General features: G+C 33.3%; 17 protein-coding genes, 1 pseudogene and 1 riboswitch. Of the genes and pseudogenes, 5 read left to right on the top strand and 13 right to left on the bottom strand.

Features of this window, described 5'->3' with window-relative positions; all coding sequences use genetic code 11:
• Positions 1-21 precede the first annotated feature (21 nt).
• Positions 22-1452: an anion permease gene (locus AC5ZCW_RS11075; protein WP_496119794.1), complete on the top strand. Its 1431-nt coding sequence runs from the start codon at positions 22-24 to the stop codon at positions 1450-1452.
• Here AC5ZCW_RS11075 and AC5ZCW_RS11070 read toward each other — a convergent pair.
• On the bottom strand, positions 1449-1751 hold the full coding sequence (locus AC5ZCW_RS11070) for a GNAT family N-acetyltransferase (protein ID WP_255462957.1): 303 nt from the start codon (positions 1749-1751) through the stop codon (positions 1449-1451). The genes AC5ZCW_RS11075 and AC5ZCW_RS11070 overlap by 4 nt on opposite strands.
• A 291-nt stretch (positions 1752-2042) precedes the next feature.
• On the opposite strand from AC5ZCW_RS11070, the gene AC5ZCW_RS11065 reads away from it, so the two are divergent.
• Entirely contained in the window at positions 2043-2699 is a 657-nt protein-coding gene (locus AC5ZCW_RS11065; RefSeq protein WP_343544996.1) for an alpha/beta hydrolase family protein, read from the top strand.
• 217 nt (positions 2700-2916) lie between these two features.
• Here the strand turns inward: AC5ZCW_RS11065 and AC5ZCW_RS11060 are convergent, their stop codons facing one another.
• On the bottom strand, positions 2917-3432 hold the full coding sequence (locus AC5ZCW_RS11060) for a DUF2892 domain-containing protein (RefSeq protein WP_248728046.1): 516 nt from the start codon (positions 3430-3432) through the stop codon (positions 2917-2919).
• Positions 3433-3600: 168 nt separating this feature from the next.
• Between AC5ZCW_RS11060 and rpmH the strand changes: the two genes are divergently transcribed.
• Positions 3601-3762 (top strand): 50S ribosomal protein L34, encoded by a 162-nt coding sequence (rpmH, locus tag AC5ZCW_RS11055; protein ID WP_008464848.1) that lies wholly within the window; start codon positions 3601-3603, stop codon positions 3760-3762.
• A gap of 144 nt (positions 3763-3906) precedes the next feature.
• Complete coding sequence (carB, locus tag AC5ZCW_RS11050; protein WP_343544997.1) at positions 3907-6762, top strand: carbamoyl-phosphate synthase large subunit; 2856 nt, start codon at positions 3907-3909, stop codon at positions 6760-6762.
• A gap of 71 nt (positions 6763-6833) precedes the next feature.
• Here the strand turns inward: carB and yiaA are convergent, their stop codons facing one another.
• From yiaA to AC5ZCW_RS11025, 5 genes are all read right to left on the bottom strand, one after another.
• The gene (gene yiaA / locus AC5ZCW_RS11045; RefSeq protein ID WP_281633738.1) at positions 6834-7232 is read right to left on the bottom strand and encodes an inner membrane protein YiaA; all 399 of its coding nucleotides are present in this window, start codon (positions 7230-7232) and stop codon (positions 6834-6836) included.
• A gap of 149 nt (positions 7233-7381) precedes the next feature.
• A complete protein-coding gene (locus AC5ZCW_RS11040) occupies positions 7382-7921 on the bottom strand; it encodes a GFO_1091 family lipoprotein (RefSeq protein WP_343544998.1) in 540 nt (179 codons plus the stop codon).
• 1 nt (position 7922) lies between these two features.
• A complete protein-coding gene (locus AC5ZCW_RS11035) occupies positions 7923-8450 on the bottom strand; it encodes a GFO_1090 family protein (protein ID WP_281633735.1) in 528 nt (175 codons plus the stop codon).
• A 17-nt stretch (positions 8451-8467) separates the two neighbouring features.
• The gene (locus AC5ZCW_RS11030; protein WP_496119787.1) at positions 8468-8929 is read right to left on the bottom strand and encodes a PG0215 family putative anti-sigma factor; all 462 of its coding nucleotides are present in this window, start codon (positions 8927-8929) and stop codon (positions 8468-8470) included.
• Positions 8916-9425, bottom strand: coding sequence for a GFO_1088 family ECF-type sigma factor (locus AC5ZCW_RS11025; RefSeq protein WP_496119785.1), 510 nt, complete (start codon positions 9423-9425; stop codon positions 8916-8918). The genes AC5ZCW_RS11030 and AC5ZCW_RS11025 overlap by 14 nt, the downstream gene beginning before the upstream one ends.
• A gap of 171 nt (positions 9426-9596) precedes the next feature.
• Here AC5ZCW_RS11025 and AC5ZCW_RS11020 point away from each other — a divergent pair, with 171 nt between their 5' ends.
• Entirely contained in the window at positions 9597-11057 is a 1461-nt protein-coding gene (locus AC5ZCW_RS11020; RefSeq protein WP_496119783.1) for a GFO_1087 family putative carboxy terminal peptidase, read from the top strand.
• A 79-nt stretch (positions 11058-11136) separates the two neighbouring features.
• Here AC5ZCW_RS11020 and AC5ZCW_RS11015 read toward each other — a convergent pair whose 3' ends face one another.
• The 6 genes and pseudogenes from AC5ZCW_RS11015 to cobT all read right to left on the bottom strand — a co-directional run bounded on the left by AC5ZCW_RS11015 (position 11137) and on the right by cobT (position 18186).
• A complete protein-coding gene (locus AC5ZCW_RS11015) occupies positions 11137-12165 on the bottom strand; it encodes a YncE family protein (RefSeq protein ID WP_177212270.1) in 1029 nt (342 codons plus the stop codon).
• 3 nt (positions 12166-12168) lie between these two features.
• The gene (locus AC5ZCW_RS11010) at positions 12169-14022 is read right to left on the bottom strand and encodes a TonB-dependent receptor plug domain-containing protein (RefSeq protein WP_343545001.1); all 1854 of its coding nucleotides are present in this window, start codon (positions 14020-14022) and stop codon (positions 12169-12171) included.
• 28 nt (positions 14023-14050) lie between these two features.
• Positions 14051-14255: riboswitch (cobalamin riboswitch) on the bottom strand.
• Positions 14256-14320: 65 nt separating this feature from the next.
• Positions 14321-14854, bottom strand: a complete 534-nt coding sequence (cobC, locus tag AC5ZCW_RS11005) for an alpha-ribazole phosphatase (protein WP_343545002.1) — start codon at positions 14852-14854, stop codon at positions 14321-14323.
• Positions 14839-15624, bottom strand: a complete 786-nt coding sequence (locus tag AC5ZCW_RS11000; RefSeq protein WP_343545003.1) for an adenosylcobinamide-GDP ribazoletransferase — start codon at positions 15622-15624, stop codon at positions 14839-14841. Before AC5ZCW_RS11000 ends, cobC begins: the two co-directional genes overlap by 16 nt.
• Before the next feature lie 393 nt (positions 15625-16017).
• Positions 16018-16448 (bottom strand): annotated as a pseudogene (gene tnpA / locus AC5ZCW_RS10995) (IS200/IS605 family transposase).
• A 58-nt stretch (positions 16449-16506) separates the two neighbouring features.
• Positions 16507-18186, bottom strand: coding sequence for a nicotinate-nucleotide--dimethylbenzimidazole phosphoribosyltransferase (cobT, locus tag AC5ZCW_RS10990; RefSeq protein WP_496119780.1), 1680 nt, complete (start codon positions 18184-18186; stop codon positions 16507-16509).
• Positions 18187-18253 lie beyond the last annotated feature (67 nt).

Genomic DNA, 18253 nt, shown 5'->3' with positions numbered 1-18253 from the left:
TTCACCTTAATTTTTGTTTTTATGAAAGAAGTAAAAATTCCTCAGACTTTAATTACGCTGGCAGTTTTAGTTGCCATTTGGTTTATTCCGGCTCCAGAAGGTGTTGTGATAGAGGCGTGGCATTTATTTGCCATTTTCGTAGCTACGATTTTAGGAATCATCTTAAAAGCGGCTCCAATGGGAACAATGTGTATGATTGCAATTGCTTTAACGGCAATGTCTCAGGTTTTGGCTCCTGGAGATCCTGGAAAGTCGATTACATTAGCATTAAAAGGATTTGGCGATAAAGTAATTTGGCTGATTGGAATTTCGTTTTTTATAGCAAGAGGATTTATTAAAACAGGTCTCGGGAATAGAATTGCTTTTTTATTCATAAAAATATTCGGAAAAAGTTCTTTGGGATTGGCTTATGGTTTAGGATTGGCAGATTTGGTTCTAGCACCAGCTGTTCCGAGTAATACTGCGAGAGGAGGAGGAATTGTTTATCCGATTATGAAATCAATGTCGATGAGTTTTGGTTCCATGCCAGACAAGCGGGAGACACATAGAAAATTAGGGGCTTATTTAACTTTGAATAGTTATAATATGAATTTGATTGCTTCTTCTATGTTTTTAACAGGAACAGCAAGTAATCCGATGTGTCAGAAGTTTGCGCTTAATTTAGGAATAAAAATCAGCTGGATGTCTTGGGCGGCAGCAGCGATTGTTCCGGGTTTGTGTGCTTTTATTGTAATTCCGTTTGTTCTTTATAAAATTTATCCACCAGAATTAAAAAAGACTGGAGATGCTCCGCAGATTGCAACACAGAAATTGAAAGAAATGGGAGCGATCACTAGAGACGAATGGATGATGTTGCTTACATTTTTTATTCTGCTTTTCCTTTGGATGACGGGAGATTTATTTTCTATTGATGCAACAACAACGGCTTTTATCGGATTGGTAATTTTGCTTTTAACTTCAGTTTTGACTTGGGAAGATGTTAAATCAGAAAAAGGGGCTTGGGATACAATTGTCTGGTTTTCTGTTCTAGTAATGATGGCCAGTTCGCTTAACGAATTGGGTTTTATTGCTTGGTTTAGCGACTTAGTAAAAGCTCAAATTGGCGGATTAAGCTGGCAGATGGCTTTTCCGATCATTATATTGGTATACTTTTTTAGCCATTATCTTTTTGCAAGTGCAACTGCGCACGTTGCAGCAATGTACGCAGCCTTACTTGGTGTTGGAGTTTCGCTTGGAATTCCGGGATTATTATTAGCGTTTATGCTTGGTTTTGTCGGATCTCTTTACGGAACGTTAACTCATTATGGTCACGGTCCGGCACCTGTATTTTTTGGGAGCGGTTACGTTGACCTAAAGAGCTGGTGGGTCAAAGGGCTTATAACCGGTTTGGTTATGCTTTTAATCTATATGGTAATTGGAGGATTATGGCTCCGAATTATTGGATATTTTTAGATTCTAATTCCTGGAGGAAGCAATTCTTTATATCGAGGGTTTTTTTTGAAAAATGAAACAATCTTTGGGTGGATAGGAACTACTCTATAATTTTTTTCAGAGCTTAAATCTAATATGTTTTTAAGTAGCGTATTAATTGTTTCTTCGTCTTCGTATGAATCTGGTTTGTTGATCTTGGTTAAAAAGATTTTTTTTTCTTGAAATGAATACTCAACTGCTAACATTCCTTCAGGGATGACAGTTTCAAATTGGCGTGCAAAAGTGTTGTCTTTGATTTCCATAGTTACAGAAGATTCCATAGTAATTTCTTGTTAGGTTATTGGTAAATAGTGAATTTGGGACTCGAAATTTTATTGAAAGAAAATTCTTTATAAGTTTTAAATTCAAGAAATATTTCGAATTGCAAAGGTAATCATTTGATTTTCAATATTAAATTATTTTTTACAGCTATAAACTTTAAGTTTTTGTTTTGAACATGGATTTTTTTTGAATTGCTATAAAATAGGTCTGAAATTTGATTATCATGACATTAAAAAAAGTAACTTTATTTTTTACAATAAAGGTCTTATTGGTAATTTCATTTTAATGTTATGAGTAAAATTCCCGTATATTTTATGCCAGGTCTGGCGGCAAGTTCATCTATTTTTGAAAGAATAAAATTGGATGAAGATACTTTTGAAATGCATCTTTTGGAATGGGAAATTCCAAACCAAAAAGAATCTTTGTCAGATTATGCACTTCGAATTAGTAAAAACATAAAACACGAAAATCCTGTTTTAATTGGGGTTTCTTTTGGAGGAATTCTAGTACAGGAAATTTCAAAGCATATAAAAACACGAAAAGTCATTATTATATCGAGTGTAAGAAGTAATCATGAATTCCCGAAAAGAATGAAAATAGGGAAGAAGACAAAAGCTTACAAGCTAATTCCGATGCAGTTAATTCTTAATATTGAGAAACTTGCCAAGTTCTCTTTTGGTGAAAAAGTAAATAAACGTATTAAATTGTATGAGAAATTTTTATCTGTACGTGATTTAGGATATCTACAATGGGCCGTAGAAAGTGTAATTTTATGGGATCGAGATAAAATTGATGAAAATGTCGTTCATATACACGGAGATCAAGACGAAGTTTTTCCGATTAAGTATATCGACAAATGCATTTTAGTCAAAGGAGGAACCCATATTATGATTCTCAATAAGTATAAATGGTTGAATGAGAATTTACCTTCGATAATTTTGGAATAAAATTCCAATTCTTTCTAGATTTTAGCGCAATCTTGTCATTTCGACGAAGGAGAAATCTTCACGAGTAACTCTATAATCAAAATCGACAATCTTTGTCGAGCCACTTGTGGAAATGACAAACTAAGTCTTGGTCTTGTGTTATAAAGAAAATCTACAATAAAAAAATCCCAAACTCCTTTTGGAATTTGGGATTTTAAATATTAAAAATTAAAGAAAATTAGATTTTCTTCATTTGTTCTTTCATCATAGAGATTTGCTCTTTCAGCATACCTTGTTTGTCTAATTTTTTAGCTTCGTTAAGTAAATTAGTCGCTTCCAATTTTCTTCTGCGAGACATTGCAACTCCTGCAAGGTTTAATTTAGCTACAGCTAAATCCATATCCATTGATAATCCAAGTTCGATTGCTTTTTTGAAATGTTTCTCAGCTTGGTTAATATTGGTTTGAGATAACATGATACCTTGTAAGTAATTTAAGTATCCTTGTTGTTTTCTTACTAATGCACCTTCTGGATTTTTGATATATGATAACCATTTATTAGCACCTTCAAAGTCTTGTTTTCTTAATTTAAGGAAGGCTAAAAGGATGAATTCGTTTTTAAAATAAAGAAAAATTGGAATTGCAGTCAATAAGATAAGGAATATACCATTCCCAATATTACTTTCTGTAAATTGCCAAACGCCCGCCACTACAAGAAGTCCGGCCAAAATAAGTTTAATATTCTTGTGAAACATAATTATTGTAAATTTGTGATTGCAAAGATAGTAAAAGGAATTAAAAATATTTTTATAAAAGTGCTTGCCAGAAAAAAAAGTCTTTGTATATTTGCACTCGGTTTTTGAACAACGATATCCAAAACCAAATAACGAGTTAATAGATACCATTTTTAAAGATACAAAGCAATGAGCAAAAGAACGTTTCAACCATCGAAAAGAAAAAGAAGAAATAAGCACGGATTTATGGACAGAATGGCTTCTGCGAATGGAAGAAAAGTTCTAGCGCGTAGAAGAGCAAAAGGAAGACATAAATTAACTGTTTCTAGCGAGCCTAGACACAAAAAATAATGTTTGTATAAACATACATAAGGCGATTACTTTTTTAGTATCGCCTTTTTTTATACCTTGTCGGTAATAAATTTGTAACATTCTAGTTTCTAAAGCACTGTGAATGTTTTTTGAATACAATAATAACTACACAATACATACAAAATGCCTAAAGACACATCAATAAAATCAGTTTTAATAATAGGTTCAGGACCTATTGTTATTGGTCAAGCTTGCGAATTCGATTATGCGGGATCTCAATCTGCGCGTTCGATTCGTGAAGAAGGAATTGAGGTTATCTTGATTAACTCGAATCCAGCGACGATTATGACCGACCCATCTATGGCCGATCATATTTATTTGAAACCTTTAACGACAAAATCGATTATTGAAATTCTTAAGGAACATCCGCAGATTGATGCAGTTTTACCAACAATGGGAGGACAAACTGCTTTGAACTTGTGTTTGGAAGCTGAGGAAAAAGGAATCTGGCAGGATTTCGGAGTAAAATTAATCGGTGTTGATGTAAACGCGATCAATATTACAGAAGACAGAGAGCAGTTTAAGCAGCTTTTAGAAAGAATTAATGTACCAACTGCACCTGCAAAAACAGCTACATCTTACCTTGAAGGAAAAGAAATTGCTCAGGAATTTGGTTTTCCACTTGTAATTCGTCCTTCGTTTACACTTGGAGGAACTGGAGCAGCGGTAGTTTACAAAAAAGAAGATTTTGATGAGCTTTTAACTCGCGGACTTGAAGCTTCTCCAATTCACGAAGTTTTAATTGATAAAGCTTTGATGGGATGGAAAGAATACGAATTAGAGCTTTTGAGAGATAAAAACGACAATGTCGTAATTATCTGTTCTATCGAAAATATGGACCCAATGGGAATCCATACTGGAGATTCTATCACAGTTGCGCCTGCAATGACATTGTCTGACACGACTTTCCAAAAATTACGTGACTACGCTATCTTAATGATGAGAAGTATCGGAAATTTTGCGGGAGGATGTAACGTACAATTTGCAGTTTCGCCAGACGAAAAAGAAGATATCGTAGCAATCGAGATCAATCCTCGTGTATCTCGTTCTTCTGCTTTAGCATCAAAAGCAACTGGATATCCAATTGCAAAAATTGCTTCTAAACTAGCTTTAGGATACAACTTAGATGAATTGCAAAATCAAATTACAAAATCTACTTCGGCTCTTTTCGAACCAACTTTAGATTATGTAATCGTAAAAATACCACGTTGGAACTTCGATAAATTTGAAGGTTCAGACAGAACTTTAGGTCTTCAGATGAAATCTGTAGGTGAGGTTATGGGAATCGGACGTTCTTTCCAAGAAGCACTTCACAAAGCAACTCAATCTTTAGAGATTAAGAGAAATGGTTTAGGAGCTGACGGAAAAGGATATAAAAATTACGAACAAATTATCGAAAAACTAACTTATGCAAGTTGGGATCGTGTATTCGTAATCTACGATGCAATTGCAATGGGAATTCCATTAAGCACAATTCACGAAATTACAAGAATCGACATGTGGTTCTTAAAGCAATACGAAGAGCTTTATACTTTAGAAAAAGAAATTTCAAACTACAAAGTTTCTAATCTTCCAAAAGAATTATTGCTTGAGGCAAAACAAAAAGGTTTTGCAGACAGACAAATCGCTCACATGATGAGCTGTCTGGAAAGTGAAGTGCACACTTTACGTATGAACATGAACATCAACCGTGTATTCAAATTGGTTGATACGTGTGCGGCTGAGTTTAAAGCTAAAACACCTTATTACTACTCAACTTTTGAGGCAGAAATCGAAAAAGCAAATGGAGAGCGTTATGTAGATAACGAAAGTATCCTGACAGATAAAAAGAAAGTAATCGTTCTAGGTTCTGGACCAAACAGAATTGGTCAAGGAATCGAATTTGATTATTCTTGTGTACACGGAGTTTTGGCAGCTAAAGAATGTGGTTACGAAACGATCATGATTAACTGTAATCCTGAAACGGTTTCTACAGATTTCGATACAGCTGATAAATTATACTTCGAGCCAGTTTTCTGGGAGCATATTTATGACATTATCCAGCACGAAAAACCAGAAGGTGTAATCGTACAGCTTGGAGGTCAGACAGCTCTTAAATTAGCAGATAAATTATCTAAGTACGGAGTGAAAATCATCGGAACTAGTTTTGACGCACTTGACTTAGCAGAAGACAGAGGAAGATTCTCAGATTTATTGACTGAATTAAACATTCCTTTCCCAAGATTCGGAATCGCTGAAACGGCTGATGAAGCTTCAAAGTTGGCTGATACTTTAGATTTCCCACTTTTAATTCGTCCTTCTTATGTATTAGGAGGTCAGGGAATGAAAATTGTAATCAACAAAAAAGAGCTTGAAGAGCACGTTATCGATTTGTTGAAAGCAATTCCAGGAAACAAATTATTACTAGATCACTACTTAGCTGGGGCAATCGAAGCTGAAGCTGATGCAATCTGTGATGCTGATGGAAATGTTTACATCATCGGAATTATGGAGCACATCGAGCCTTGTGGAGTTCACTCTGGAGATAGTAACGCAACATTGCCTCCTTTTAACTTAGGAGAATTTGTAATGCAGCAAATTAAAGATCATACGCATAAAATTGCAAGAGCTTTAAAAACTGTAGGTTTAATCAATATTCAGTTTGCGATTAAAGACGATACAGTTTACATCATCGAGGCAAACCCAAGAGCTTCAAGAACGGTTCCGTTTATTGCGAAAGCTTACGGAGAGCCTTATGTAAACTACGCTACAAAAGTAATGTTAGGCCATAATAAAGTAACTGACTTTGATTTCAATCCACAATTAAAAGGATACGCAATCAAACAACCAGTTTTCTCTTTCAGCAAATTCCCGAACGTAAACAAAGCGTTAGGACCAGAAATGAAATCGACAGGAGAAAGCATCTTGTTTATTGATGACTTGAAAGATGATCAATTCTACGAATTGTACTCTAGAAGAAAAATGTATTTGAGTAAATAATCTCAAATTCTAGTATAAAAAAAGCTCCAATGAAAATTGGAGCTTTTTTTATTTTAATTGGTTTTAAACTTTTATTCGCTTTGACTAAAAGTCATATTGTCTCTAGTATTTTTCTGAACTGAAATTGCACCGAACAAAGCTAATAGAAAAGCAAAAGCATAAAACCCTTTTTCGCTTGGCAGAATTGTTGCATTCCAAAGTCCAACAACTAAAAGAACGATTGAAAGTAAAGTTCCAAACCAGCAGATTCCGTAATATATATCAGTTACAGGAAGTTTTTCAAGACGGTCTCTTACACTTTTTTGCAATGAAACAACAGCAAAAAGTCCGAACATTAAAACAGTGAAATAATATCCTTTTTCGTTTAATAGCATTTCAGCTCTGGCAAGTCCAACAATAAAGCCAACTGTTCCTGCTCCAAGAGCAACCCAAGATGCCGCGATAAAGGCATTTGATGTTTTTTGTATCATAATTTATTATTTTGGTAAGAAGCAAATATAATTAAATTAGATTCAGAATAAAATAATTAGCAGTTATTTTGTTCAGTAAAATCTCTCAAATAAGTAAAAAGAAAGAGCTCCGTAGTTGGAGCTTTTCTTATTTAAAAAGTAAGAAGTTTTTATTTTTTCAGCAATTGTTCTAAAGGTTTTAACTGTTCCATGTCTATTTTAGATTTCTGTAAAACAGACATTAAAGTCATAATATTATTTGGGTTCATATCTTTGCCTAACACACGAACTACTGCAAAACCATTTTCTTTTCTGTTGGCAAAAATGACAAACTCTTTTATATCGTCATCACTTCCAACATAGCTTACAGAGGCACCGTCTTTTCCAGAACCAATCTTCATCAATTCTTGATATTTCGGATCTTTTAAAATGGCTTTTACTTTGTTTCTTTCTGTTTCAAATTCTGCTTGATTATTTTGATCCGCTTTGAAAGCTAGAATGTTCATTTTGTCAAACGAATTTAAAGCTTCACTTTGTTCTGCTGATAATTTTGTTTTATCAACATTTAGAATAGTTGGTGAAACATCTAATGAAATAAAATCTTTTTTCTCTGAATTTTCGACAAAATATTTTTGAAGTGAAGGTTCGGAATTACAGCTTCCTAAAGTTAGTAGAGCTGTAAGTGCTATGATGAAGATATTTGTTCTCATTTTATTTTTTGCCTTTTGAAGCTTTTTTTAAGTCTGTTCCTCCAGGAAGCTGCATCTTATCTGTTAATACTGAGATTTCGTTTAGATCAAAATTACCCGTTAAAGATAATAAAACAGTTTCGTCGTTTTTGGCACCATCAACATACATTAAAAGTTCTTTTATCTGTGTATCAGTAGCACCAGATTTTACCATAATTCGAACGTTTTTTCCGCTGTCATTTACTCGCATTAATTCTTCTAGACCGGCTGTTTTTACATATTTGTCGGCAGTAGCTTTCATATCGGCTTCGATTTTTGGATTTTTAGTGGTAAACACTTTTAAATAATCCAGTTTTTTAATTAAAGCAATATATTGCTGTGTCTCTTTATCAGACGGGTCAGATTTTACTTTGCTCATTAAATCGAACATTTTTTTGTTTACAATTACAGAAGTTACATCGTCCTGACCATCAAATTTGTCAAAAGCACCTTGTGCATAAAAAGTGGTAGAAACGAATGCGAAGACTAAAGTTATAATGAAATTTCTCATGATTATTTTTTGTTTAATTACTGTTTAAAGATTTTGTTTTTTGATTGTTCGTATTCTTTAATGTACTGTACACTTTCAATACCTACATTAACATTGTTTGATAATAAAGCCAAAGCCTTTTGAGTTGCTTTTAAGGCTTCTTCGGGATCATCGTAAGTTCCTAATTCTGTTTGCGAAGCTACTGCAGCAGTGTCATTTTTTTCGCTAACAAAAAAGTAGGTTCCGATGCCCAACAAAACAACAGCAGAAGCCGCAATCGATAACCACGCTACGTTGCGTTTTTTAGATTGTAGTGGAATCTCATACGTCGATTTCTGTTCTTTTGCTTGAGAGAAATAGCCAAACATAGGTTTGTACTGCTCCAAATGCTGCGCAACATTTGGCGAAGAAAAATATTCTTTTAATTGATTTTCTTCGGCAATAGAAGTTTCTCCCTGAAAGTATTTTTCTAATATATCTTCTATTTTATTTAGTTCCATAAAGGTGTGTATTTGTCATTGATTCTCTAATTTTTTTTCTCGCTCTCGAAAGTGCCACGCGTATTGCGGTTTCGTTCATATTTACGATTTTGGCTATTTCTTCAAATTCATATTGTTCAACATCCCGAAGCTGAATTAATAGCTGCATTTGTTCGGGCATCTCGTTTATAATTTTTTCAACCCATTCTAAACTATCTTGATCCTCTATTTTTTTGTCCAATTGCGGCTGCCGATCGGTAAAATTATTATGAACAATCTGCAGATTGCTAGCTCTTTTAGATTTTAACTGATCGAGACAGTAGTTTTTAGTCATAGTCATTGCCAATGCTTCAACACTATTGTAACTTTCGAGATTGTCTTTTTTGTTCCATAATTTTACCATTACTTCCTGGGTTGCATCCTCTGCTTCTTCAGTACTTGTAAGCAATCTTTTTGCCAGACGAAAAACTTTGTCTTTAAAAGGATTTATTAATTCTATAAATACAACTTGGTTCATTAATCTGATGGTTAATCGTTAGCTTATATATTCAAGACGAGGCACAATTATGTTTGTTACAGCAAAAAAAGAAAATATTTTTTTATGTAAAAAAAATACTGCTTTAACGATAAAGCTTAAACTAAAGATACTACTTTTACGTTTATTCAGAATATAGATAACCTACACGATATGAAAACAACTTTAAAGAGCATTCTTTTTCTCTTTTTATTCTCTTTTTCTTTACAGTCTTGTGAAGATCAGGATGATGTAGCTGCTCCAGCTGACCTGCAGATTAATAATTTTATATGGAGAGGATTAAATGAAGTTTACTTATGGCAACAAGATGTTCCAAATCTAGCTGATGGCCGTAATTTACAACCAGATTTTAATCAGTTTTTAAGAGGATATTCTCATCCCGAAGATTTATTTGAAGATTTATTAAACAGACCAGTTAGTAAATATCCTAACGGAGATGCTATTGATCGTTTTAGCTGGATTGTTGAAGATTATACTGTTCTAGAACAGGAATTAGGCGGTGTAACTAAAAATAATGGTGTCGATTTTAGGTTGAGTCGAGTATCTTCGACATCAAATGATGTGGTGGGGTTTGTGCGATACATTATTCCAAATTCTGATGCCGCTACTAAAGCAATTAAACGTGGAGATTTGTTTACTAGTGTAAACGGGACAAAACTTACTGTTTCTAATTATCAGCAGCTATTATTAAATCAAGATAGTTATACTTTAGGTTTGGCAGATTATAATGGAACGAGTTATGTTCTAAACGGGAAATCAGTTGCCTTAACTAAAACTGTTTTAGAAGAAAATCCTATTTTTATTAATAAAGTGATTACTTCTGGAAGCCATAAAATTGGTTATTTGATGTATAATGGTTTTTATTCAAGTTATGATGATAGATTAAATCAGGCCTTTGGAGAATTAAAATCGCAAGGAGTTACAGATTTGATTTTAGATCTTCGATATAATGGAGGAGGAGCAGTGCCTTCTGCTATAAGGCTTTCTAGTATGATCACAGGACAATTTGACACTCAGGTTTTTGCAAAAACACAATTTAATACTAAGTGGATGAAAGATATGACTGCTGAGGATTTGGAAAGTTTGAATTACAGATTTGTGAATAATATTGAAGGTAAACCATTAAACAGTTTAAATTTAACTACAGTTTATATTATTACTACAGCAAGCACAGCCTCTGCAAGTGAATTGGTTATTAACGGCTTAAAACCATATATCAATGTAGTTCAGGTTGGAGAAACTACAATAGGTAAAAACGTTGGCTCTTATACCATTTACGATTCAGAAACTTTGTTTTCTAAAAAAGGAATCAATCCAAATCATAAATATGCGATGCAGCCTCTAGTTTTTAAAATCTCAAATTCTGCAGGTTTTGGTGATTACCAGCAAGGTTTGCAACCTACTTATCCGCAGCTTGAACATGTGAGTACTTATGGTGTTTTAGGAGATACCTCTGAGCCTTTGCTTAATCTGGCTATTTCTAAAATTACAGGATCTACAGCCAAAAGAACTCTTAATGATAATTCTGAGCCGGATACTCCTTATTTGACAGATTCAAAAATCATTAACGGATTAAGACACGGAATGTACATTCAAAATCCATTAAAAAACTAAAATACAATAAATAGAAAAGGCTTTCAGAAATGAAAGCCTTTTCCATAAAAAAAACAAAAACTAATTCTAAAGGTTAAAATTAATCGTTAAAGTAGAATCCGTTTGGACCAACACCAACAGTTAATTCTTTTAATAAACTTCCGCTGAAGTTATAAATATAGGCTTTGCTGTCTGTTTTAAAATTTCCTCCATCTGAAAGGAAAACGCGGTTGCCTTTTACTGCAAATCCGTAAAGGTATCCAATATCTGAAGTAGCCGTGAAAAGTGGGCTAGCAGAAGCTGTTGTTGCAGCCGTGTTAATTGAGTATACTGAGTTTCCTACTGTATAATAAACTTGGTTGTTTTCGATGTCTAAATATCCAGCAACTCCTTGAGATTCTGGAATTTCAATTTTAGAAACTGATTTGTCAGAGATTTTAACTTTTATAATTTCGCTGCTTTGTGTAAAAGAAGGACGTAAGATAAAAAGCGTTCCATTTTCTTCCTCAATAGAATCTGAACCAGAACCAATTGTTATTGGAGCTTCTAAAGCTTTTGTGTTGATATTGTAAATTGAAAGCTTGTCACTACCGATAGGATCTGTAATGTATAATTTTCCGCTTTCTTCAACAATTCTATTTCCAGTTGTATTTAGGTTAATTTTAGATTCAACAAGATTTGTTGCTAAATTAATAATAGCAATATAATCATCTGTAACAGAATCATATGAGTTTGCATTGGTTACATAAGCTTTGCCATCTTTTACAACACCATATCTTGGATTAGCCAATCCGCTGTCAACTTTAGCGATTAGCTTAAAAGTATAACGGTTTACGATGTTTATTACGTTAGATCCGCCAGCAATTATATACGCTCTGTCTCCGCTGAAAAAGATGTTTTGAGCAAATTTTCCAAGTACATCAGATCCATTTTCTGCTTTATAAGCGTCTTTAGTAAAAATGCTGAAATCATCGCTAGAAAATGACACCGTTCCAGCATCTGTGCTGCCTTCATTTAAAATAAAAAAACCATTGTCGTAAGCACCTTTTGGACCATCGTTGTCATCGCTTGAACAAGAAGCAAATAACGAGATGCTTAACGCTATTAAAAGTAATTTACTAAACTTCATATATTAAAATTTTAAGGTTAAATACATATTGAAATTGCGACCAGGCATTGGTCTGTTTTCTAGACTTTCGTAGTCTTTATTAAAAAGATTTAAGACCTGAAAACCTACTTTGAAAGAATCTAAAAATTTAAGATCATAATCGATTCCGATATTTGAAATCGTATAATCATTAATAATTTCATCTGGATTATTATCGGCTCTTGTGTAAACAAAACCGTTATAAAGAATTTGATAATAAGCGCTTATTTTATTTCGAGAATACGAAAATGCTCCTGTTGCTTTATTAAATGGAACGAAAAAGATCTGATTTTTCGTTTTTTCGTCTTGTGAGATTGTATAGGCATAAGTGGCATTTAAAGCAAAATTGTTTTTACAATAACTTTTTTTCCAACCTAAAATAGTTTCAGTTCCATAACTATTTACTTTGTCTTGATTTTGTGGAGTCCAAATGCCATTTGCACCTGGAACCCATTGCAGCATATCGGTAATTTTCATGTAATAAAAATTCTGCGTCCAAGTCAGATTTTTGAATGTAAAGACATTGCCAATTTCTCCTTGATAAGAGCTTTCAGGTTTTAAGTTCGGATTTCCTCCTTCGTCCCAATACAAATCGTTGTAAGTTGGAATTCTAAAGTTTCTAGAGACATTCAGTTTTAGATTGTACCAATCGTTGAATTTGTAAGAAGATCCTAAATTGAATAAAACGGGCGATTTGTAATTATTGGTAAATTCTTTTCTAACGCCTAATTCGTTTTTCCAATTAGTGCCAAAATCTTGTCTAATCAACAAAGCAGCAGAACTTATTTCGCGAATATGGCTTCCAAAACTGGTTCCGTAACCATTTGTTCTACTGTAATCTACAATTCCGTTTACATGAGTTGCTTTAAATAAATGATAATCGACATCTAACTTCGTAATTAAATTTTCAGTTTTTCCGTAACTATAATTTTTTAAAGAGTTATCAGCAAAATATTGATAGTTTTCAAAAATGTAAGCGGTTTTGAAATTGGTTTTAAGTTTTCCGAAACTTCCATCGTATTCCAATAAGTTTCGGTTAAATCCATTTATGTATTTGCTTTTGGTTTCAGATTCTACTACTAACGAAGTATTACGGTCGGTGTTTGAACTTTGGCTGTAAAGCTTTAAAATATGATTTTGGTTGAATTTATATCCAGCATTAGCACTCAGGGTAATGATGTCATATTGTCCATTCTGATTCCATCTTTGTTCGCCTCTCCAAGTATATCGATTTAAATATTTATAATCGTTTGTCGAGCTATTTTTTGAAAGTCCAATTTGGGCGCTCCATTTTTTGTTAGAAATAGAAGTTTTATAATTAATCCCAATCGTATTAAAACTGCCGTAATCTAGTCTTAAGTTATTCTCAAATCGATTAAAAAATAACAAATCGTTATTTAAATGTACAGTACCTCCAACAGCCCCGCTTCCGTAAATAACGCTTCCACCACCTGCTTTAACGCTTATTGAATTATAATCGGAACCAGAAATTGTATTAAAATCGGTGCTTCCATTCATTTGAGAATTGATGTTTATTCCGTTCCAAATTACTGCTGTCTGTGAAGAAGTTGTTCCTCTGAAAGAAACAGTAGAAAGCATTCCGCGTCCATATTCTTTAAAATATAAAGTCGAATTAAAATTTAATAAATCGGTTAGAAGAGCCTCGTTTTTATTGATTACAGAATCGTTGAGTTTTAAAACAGACTGAGAAACTGAATAGGTTTTTAAATTTTTGTCTGAAACCAAGACTTCTTTAAGACTGGTAATAGAATCGTTTTGCGCCGAAATAATCTGGCACATTATAAAAGAGCAAAAAGCAAAAAGTTGTTTTAAAGTCATAATTCCGTCACTCTTTTTCCCGAGAGTTCTATAAATTGTTACAAAGGCAGGTCTCCTGGCTTGCGTCTTGCTGTTTACCTTCCCATCACGCCGGGCGTGACAGTGGTTTGTAGTTAACAGCAAGCATTCGTTTTGAACTTAGCTTACAGTTGCGGGTACAGCTCAAGAATTTACTTGATTCCCTTTTAATGTGTTTTTAAATCAAAAACACAACCTTAATTTGCTGCAAAGATAAAGTTAAAAATATTGATTATTCAAATTTGTTTTACGTTTCATGAAAAATTATAAATAATTTGCATTAAAAATCGATTTTTATAACTTCTCCGAAATCAACTTTATTATTGAAAGCATCTTTCAATGGCAGTGAACTCTGATGGCACAAAATGCTTCTGATGATTCCGGCATGAGCAACAATTACAATTGGCTGGTTAATTTTTGAAATTTTATCGGATAAAAAATTACCAACTCTTTCGTGTAATTCAACAAAGGATTCTCCATTTGTAACTTTAATGTTTACAAAATCTTCCATCCACGGATTAAGTTCTTCAGACGGAATTTCGTTCCAGTTTTTCAATTCCCAATCACCAAAATTCATTTCCTTTAAGCGTTCGTCTTCCTGATAAGAAATGGTTTTAATATTTTCTTGAATATGCTTTGCTAATGTAACGCAACGCTTCAAGGGACTCGAGAAAATAATTGCCTCAGAAGGAAGTTCAGAAATAATTTTGTCAAAGATTTCATTAAAAGGAACAGCAATATCAACGTCTGATTGTCCATAGCAGATTCCTTTTTCGCAGACGGTTTCGGTATGACGAACTAGATAAATTTCCATAAAAATAAAATGCTTAAGTAAAATACCACTTCGCAAACCTGTTGTGTAGCTCCAAGACAATCTCCAGTATAACCGTCAATCCATTTTTGAAAATATCGCGCTAAAAAATATCGAGTTATAAAAACAGGAATTACCGCCAAAAGAAGTTTCACATCAAAAAAAGAAAATACAAGTAACGGAATTAATCCAAAAAAGAAAGAGCCAAAAACTTCTTTCCAAGTATATTGTTTCGCAATTGGTTTGCTTTTGCTTGAAGCATCATCACGAGAATATTCGTGTGTGAAAATAATGCTTATTGCTGCGAGACGACTTAGTGAATGAGCGGAAATGAATAAGAGGTAAATTAGTAAAATGTTATTGGTGAAAAGTAAAATGGATTCTGAAAGCAGTTTGAATTTTAATAGAAAAAGTAAAACCAATCCAATTGCTCCGTAAGCACCAATGGCGCTATCTTTCATAATCATTAAGATTTTTTCTTTGGTCCAGCCTCCGCCAAAACCATCACAGACATCGGCAAATCCGTCTTCATGAAATGCGCCGGTAGTTAAAATAGAAGCAATAATCGCTAGTATAACAGCAATTTCTGATGAAAGAAAAAATGAAAAAAGATAAAAAGCCAGAAAGGAAATACTTCCGACAATCCAACCAATAAAAGGGAAATATCTTGTGGCTTTATTTAAATAATCTGGATGATGTGTAATGTTTTTTGGGCACGGAATTCTGGTATAAAACATTAGACAGGTGAAGAATATGTGTAGTTCTTTTTTCATTAGATTATGATTATTTGGCTAAAGCCTCTATAGTAGCAAATTTATAACCTCCAGATAAATCTGGAGGCAATTCAGGAATAAAATTTAAAAAAATGATTTTTATGGATTGCCAATAAATTTAGATATTGGTTTGTTTATAAGTAATAAGAAAGATTTTAGCCGTTTTTTTTTTGAGATTAGTTACATTCAAAAAATGGCTATTAATTCTTCACATTTCATTAGATTATGATTATTTGACTAAAGCTTCTATAAGTAGCAAATTTATGATCTCCAGATAAGTCTGGAGGCAATTCAAAAAAAAAATTTTTATAAAAATTTGGTTTTTGATGAATTGCCAACATCTTTAGATGTTGGTTTGTTTATAGGTACTTGTAAAGGCTTTAGCCAAATTTTTCATAAATGCTTAAAACCAAATTTGATTATAAATTCATCATATTCTTCTTGAAATGTTTTCTTTTTATGATGCTCTTCTTGGTTCTTAATATAATCTCGAACTTTATCTACAATAGATTCTGAAACTGAAACTGCAAAATATTCATCCTGCCATTCAAATCTATCTCTTGTTAATTGATTTTTATTAATCCAATATGAAGATTCACCTTTTAAAAGTTGTATTGTTTTCTGAATTGTTTGATTATTTCCTAATGAAATTAAGCAGTGACAATGATCAGAATGCCCGCTAATAAAATCAAGATAAATTTCTTTCTTTAATGCATTTTCTTTTATGTGATTCCAGACTTTTTGGCGAAGATCAATTGTATTTAAAAAGGGAATCTATTTTTGGTACTCCAAACACAATGAATATAAATTTTTGTAAAAGGCATGTAATAAATAATTTCAATTAGAAATTCAAAGCTATGAACTTTAAAACTTAAAAGAAAGTTATTTCTTACTTATGCCAGCGCTTTCAAAACTGGCCATTTCATTTAAAAAAGTCTCAGCCGATTTTAAAATTGGAAATGCTACAGCGCAGCCGGTTCCTTCTCCCAAACGTAAATCAAGATTTAGAATAGGTTTTGCTTCTAAATAATTTAGCAATTCTGAATGCGCTTTTTCGGCAGAACAATGGCAAAAAATAGCATTTTGATTGATGTTCGGATTTATTTTGGAAGCAATTAAATAGGCCACAGTACAAATGAAGCCATCAACTAAGATTAGCATTTTATTTTCAAAAGCTGCTAGCATTCCGCCCGCCATTTGAAGAATTTCAAAACCTCCAAAATAGGAGAGTTGTGTCATTAATTCGGTTTGACCAGAATAATTATCTAATGCTTTTTTAAGTACATTTTGTTTTAAAAGCAGTTTTTCGTTTTCAACTCCAGTTCCTTTTCCGATACATTCTTCAATTGGAAAACCTGTTAAAAGACTCATTAAAACAGAAGCTGTCGAGGTGTTTCCAATTCCCATTTCGCCAAAACCGATACAATTTGAACCAGATTCTGCAATGTTTTCGACAATCGATTTTCCTTTCTCAAAACACAATTGCACTTCAGATTCGCTCATTGCAGGAACGTGCAGAAAAGACTGCGTTCCTTTGGCAATTTTTGCATCGATTAATTTTGCATTAGTTGGGAAATCATAATTTACGCCTGAATCTACAATTGATAATTCGATATTATTCTGATTGCAGAAAACGTTTATAGCAGCACCGCCGTCTAGAAAATTATTGACCATTTGTCGTGTAACATCTTGCGGATAATCACTTACGCCATGATTTGCAATTCCGTGATCGGCTGCAAAAACTACGATATTAGGTTTTACGATTTTCGGATTTAAAGTTGCAAAAACCGTTGCCATTTGAAAAGCTAATGCTTCTAAAGTTCCCAAAGAACCAACAGGTTTTGTTTTCGAATCTATTTTGTCTTGCAAAAGAGTATAGAAATCGGCTTTATTTTGGATTTTGTTTTCTGATTTTAAATCAAATCCAGGAACATTTATTGACTTAATTTCTGTGATTTCAGTACAGATCGGAGCTTCCGATTTCTGTTTCCAATGCAATTGCTGCAGCATTGGCTGATTGTTGTAATTGGTTGCTGGTTTCCCAATGCAGAAATAGCCAAGCGGTTCTATATTTTCGGATAAATCGAGAATTTTTTTAAACTGATAATAATTTAGAATCGAAACCCAACCCATTCCATAGCCTTGTTCTGTTAGCGAAAGCCAGATATTCTGTGCCGCACAAACCGAACTGAATTTTACGGCTTCGTTACTGCCAATTGTCCCAATAGTAAACTGATTTAGAACCGAACGATCGTAAGCAATAACAAGTCCGATTGGAGCTTCTTCAATTGCCTCTAATTTTAGGGATTTATATAATTCTTTCTGCTCAGGATTATCTGTAAGTTCTTCGGCTTTTTTGTTGTAATCTAAAAAGAGGTTTTTAATAGAGCTTTTAACTTCATGCGATTTAATGAGATAATATCTTGTTGCATCGGTTAGTCCTACAGAAGGTGCCCAATGTCCAGCCTGTAAAGCTTTCTGGATTACTTCATCCGGAACTTCATCTGCTGTAAAATGTCTTGTGTCGCGGCGTGATTTTAATATATCGTCTAAATTGCTCATTTCTTTAAATTCCAATTTTTTAAATTCCAAATCTGAAAATGGAAAGATTCTAGTAAAGGTAAAGCAT

The sequence above is a fragment of the Flavobacterium sp. PLA-DH12 genome (genome assembly GCF_059511845.1).
The sequence above is the reverse complement of the archived record's forward strand: the minus strand, read 5'-3'. Positions and strand labels throughout refer to the sequence as shown.

Excerpts from the sequence above, each read along its gene's own strand:
- carB (WP_343544997.1), top strand. The coding sequence starts at position 3,907 with ATGCCTAAAGACACATCAATAAAATCAGTTTTAATAATAGGTTCAGGA.
- AC5ZCW_RS11040 (WP_343544998.1), bottom strand. The coding sequence starts at position 7,921 with ATGAGAACAAATATCTTCATCATAGCACTTACAGCTCTACTAACTTTA.
- AC5ZCW_RS11035 (WP_281633735.1), bottom strand. The coding sequence starts at position 8,450 with ATGAGAAATTTCATTATAACTTTAGTCTTCGCATTCGTTTCTACCACT.
- AC5ZCW_RS11075 (WP_496119794.1), top strand. The coding sequence starts at position 22 with ATGAAAGAAGTAAAAATTCCTCAGACTTTAATTACGCTGGCAGTTTTA.
- AC5ZCW_RS11010 (WP_343545001.1), bottom strand. The coding sequence starts at position 14,022 with ATGACTTTAAAACAACTTTTTGCTTTTTGCTCTTTTATAATGTGCCAG.
- AC5ZCW_RS11020 (WP_496119783.1), top strand. The coding sequence starts at position 9,597 with ATGAAAACAACTTTAAAGAGCATTCTTTTTCTCTTTTTATTCTCTTTT.
- AC5ZCW_RS11070 (WP_255462957.1), bottom strand. The coding sequence starts at position 1,751 with ATGGAATCTTCTGTAACTATGGAAATCAAAGACAACACTTTTGCACGC.
- yiaA (WP_281633738.1), bottom strand. The coding sequence starts at position 7,232 with ATGATACAAAAAACATCAAATGCCTTTATCGCGGCATCTTGGGTTGCT.
- AC5ZCW_RS11015 (WP_177212270.1), bottom strand. The coding sequence starts at position 12,165 with ATGAAGTTTAGTAAATTACTTTTAATAGCGTTAAGCATCTCGTTATTT.
- AC5ZCW_RS11065 (WP_343544996.1), top strand. The coding sequence starts at position 2,043 with ATGAGTAAAATTCCCGTATATTTTATGCCAGGTCTGGCGGCAAGTTCA.
- cobC (WP_343545002.1), bottom strand. The coding sequence starts at position 14,854 with ATGGAAATTTATCTAGTTCGTCATACCGAAACCGTCTGCGAAAAAGGA.
- AC5ZCW_RS11025 (WP_496119785.1), bottom strand. The coding sequence starts at position 9,425 with ATGAACCAAGTTGTATTTATAGAATTAATAAATCCTTTTAAAGACAAA.
- rpmH (WP_008464848.1), top strand. The coding sequence starts at position 3,601 with ATGAGCAAAAGAACGTTTCAACCATCGAAAAGAAAAAGAAGAAATAAG.
- AC5ZCW_RS11030 (WP_496119787.1), bottom strand. The coding sequence starts at position 8,929 with ATGGAACTAAATAAAATAGAAGATATATTAGAAAAATACTTTCAGGGA.
- AC5ZCW_RS11000 (WP_343545003.1), bottom strand. The coding sequence starts at position 15,624 with ATGAAAAAAGAACTACACATATTCTTCACCTGTCTAATGTTTTATACC.
- cobT (WP_496119780.1), bottom strand. The coding sequence starts at position 18,186 with ATGAGCAATTTAGACGATATATTAAAATCACGCCGCGACACAAGACAT.
- AC5ZCW_RS11060 (WP_248728046.1), bottom strand. The coding sequence starts at position 3,432 with ATGTTTCACAAGAATATTAAACTTATTTTGGCCGGACTTCTTGTAGTG.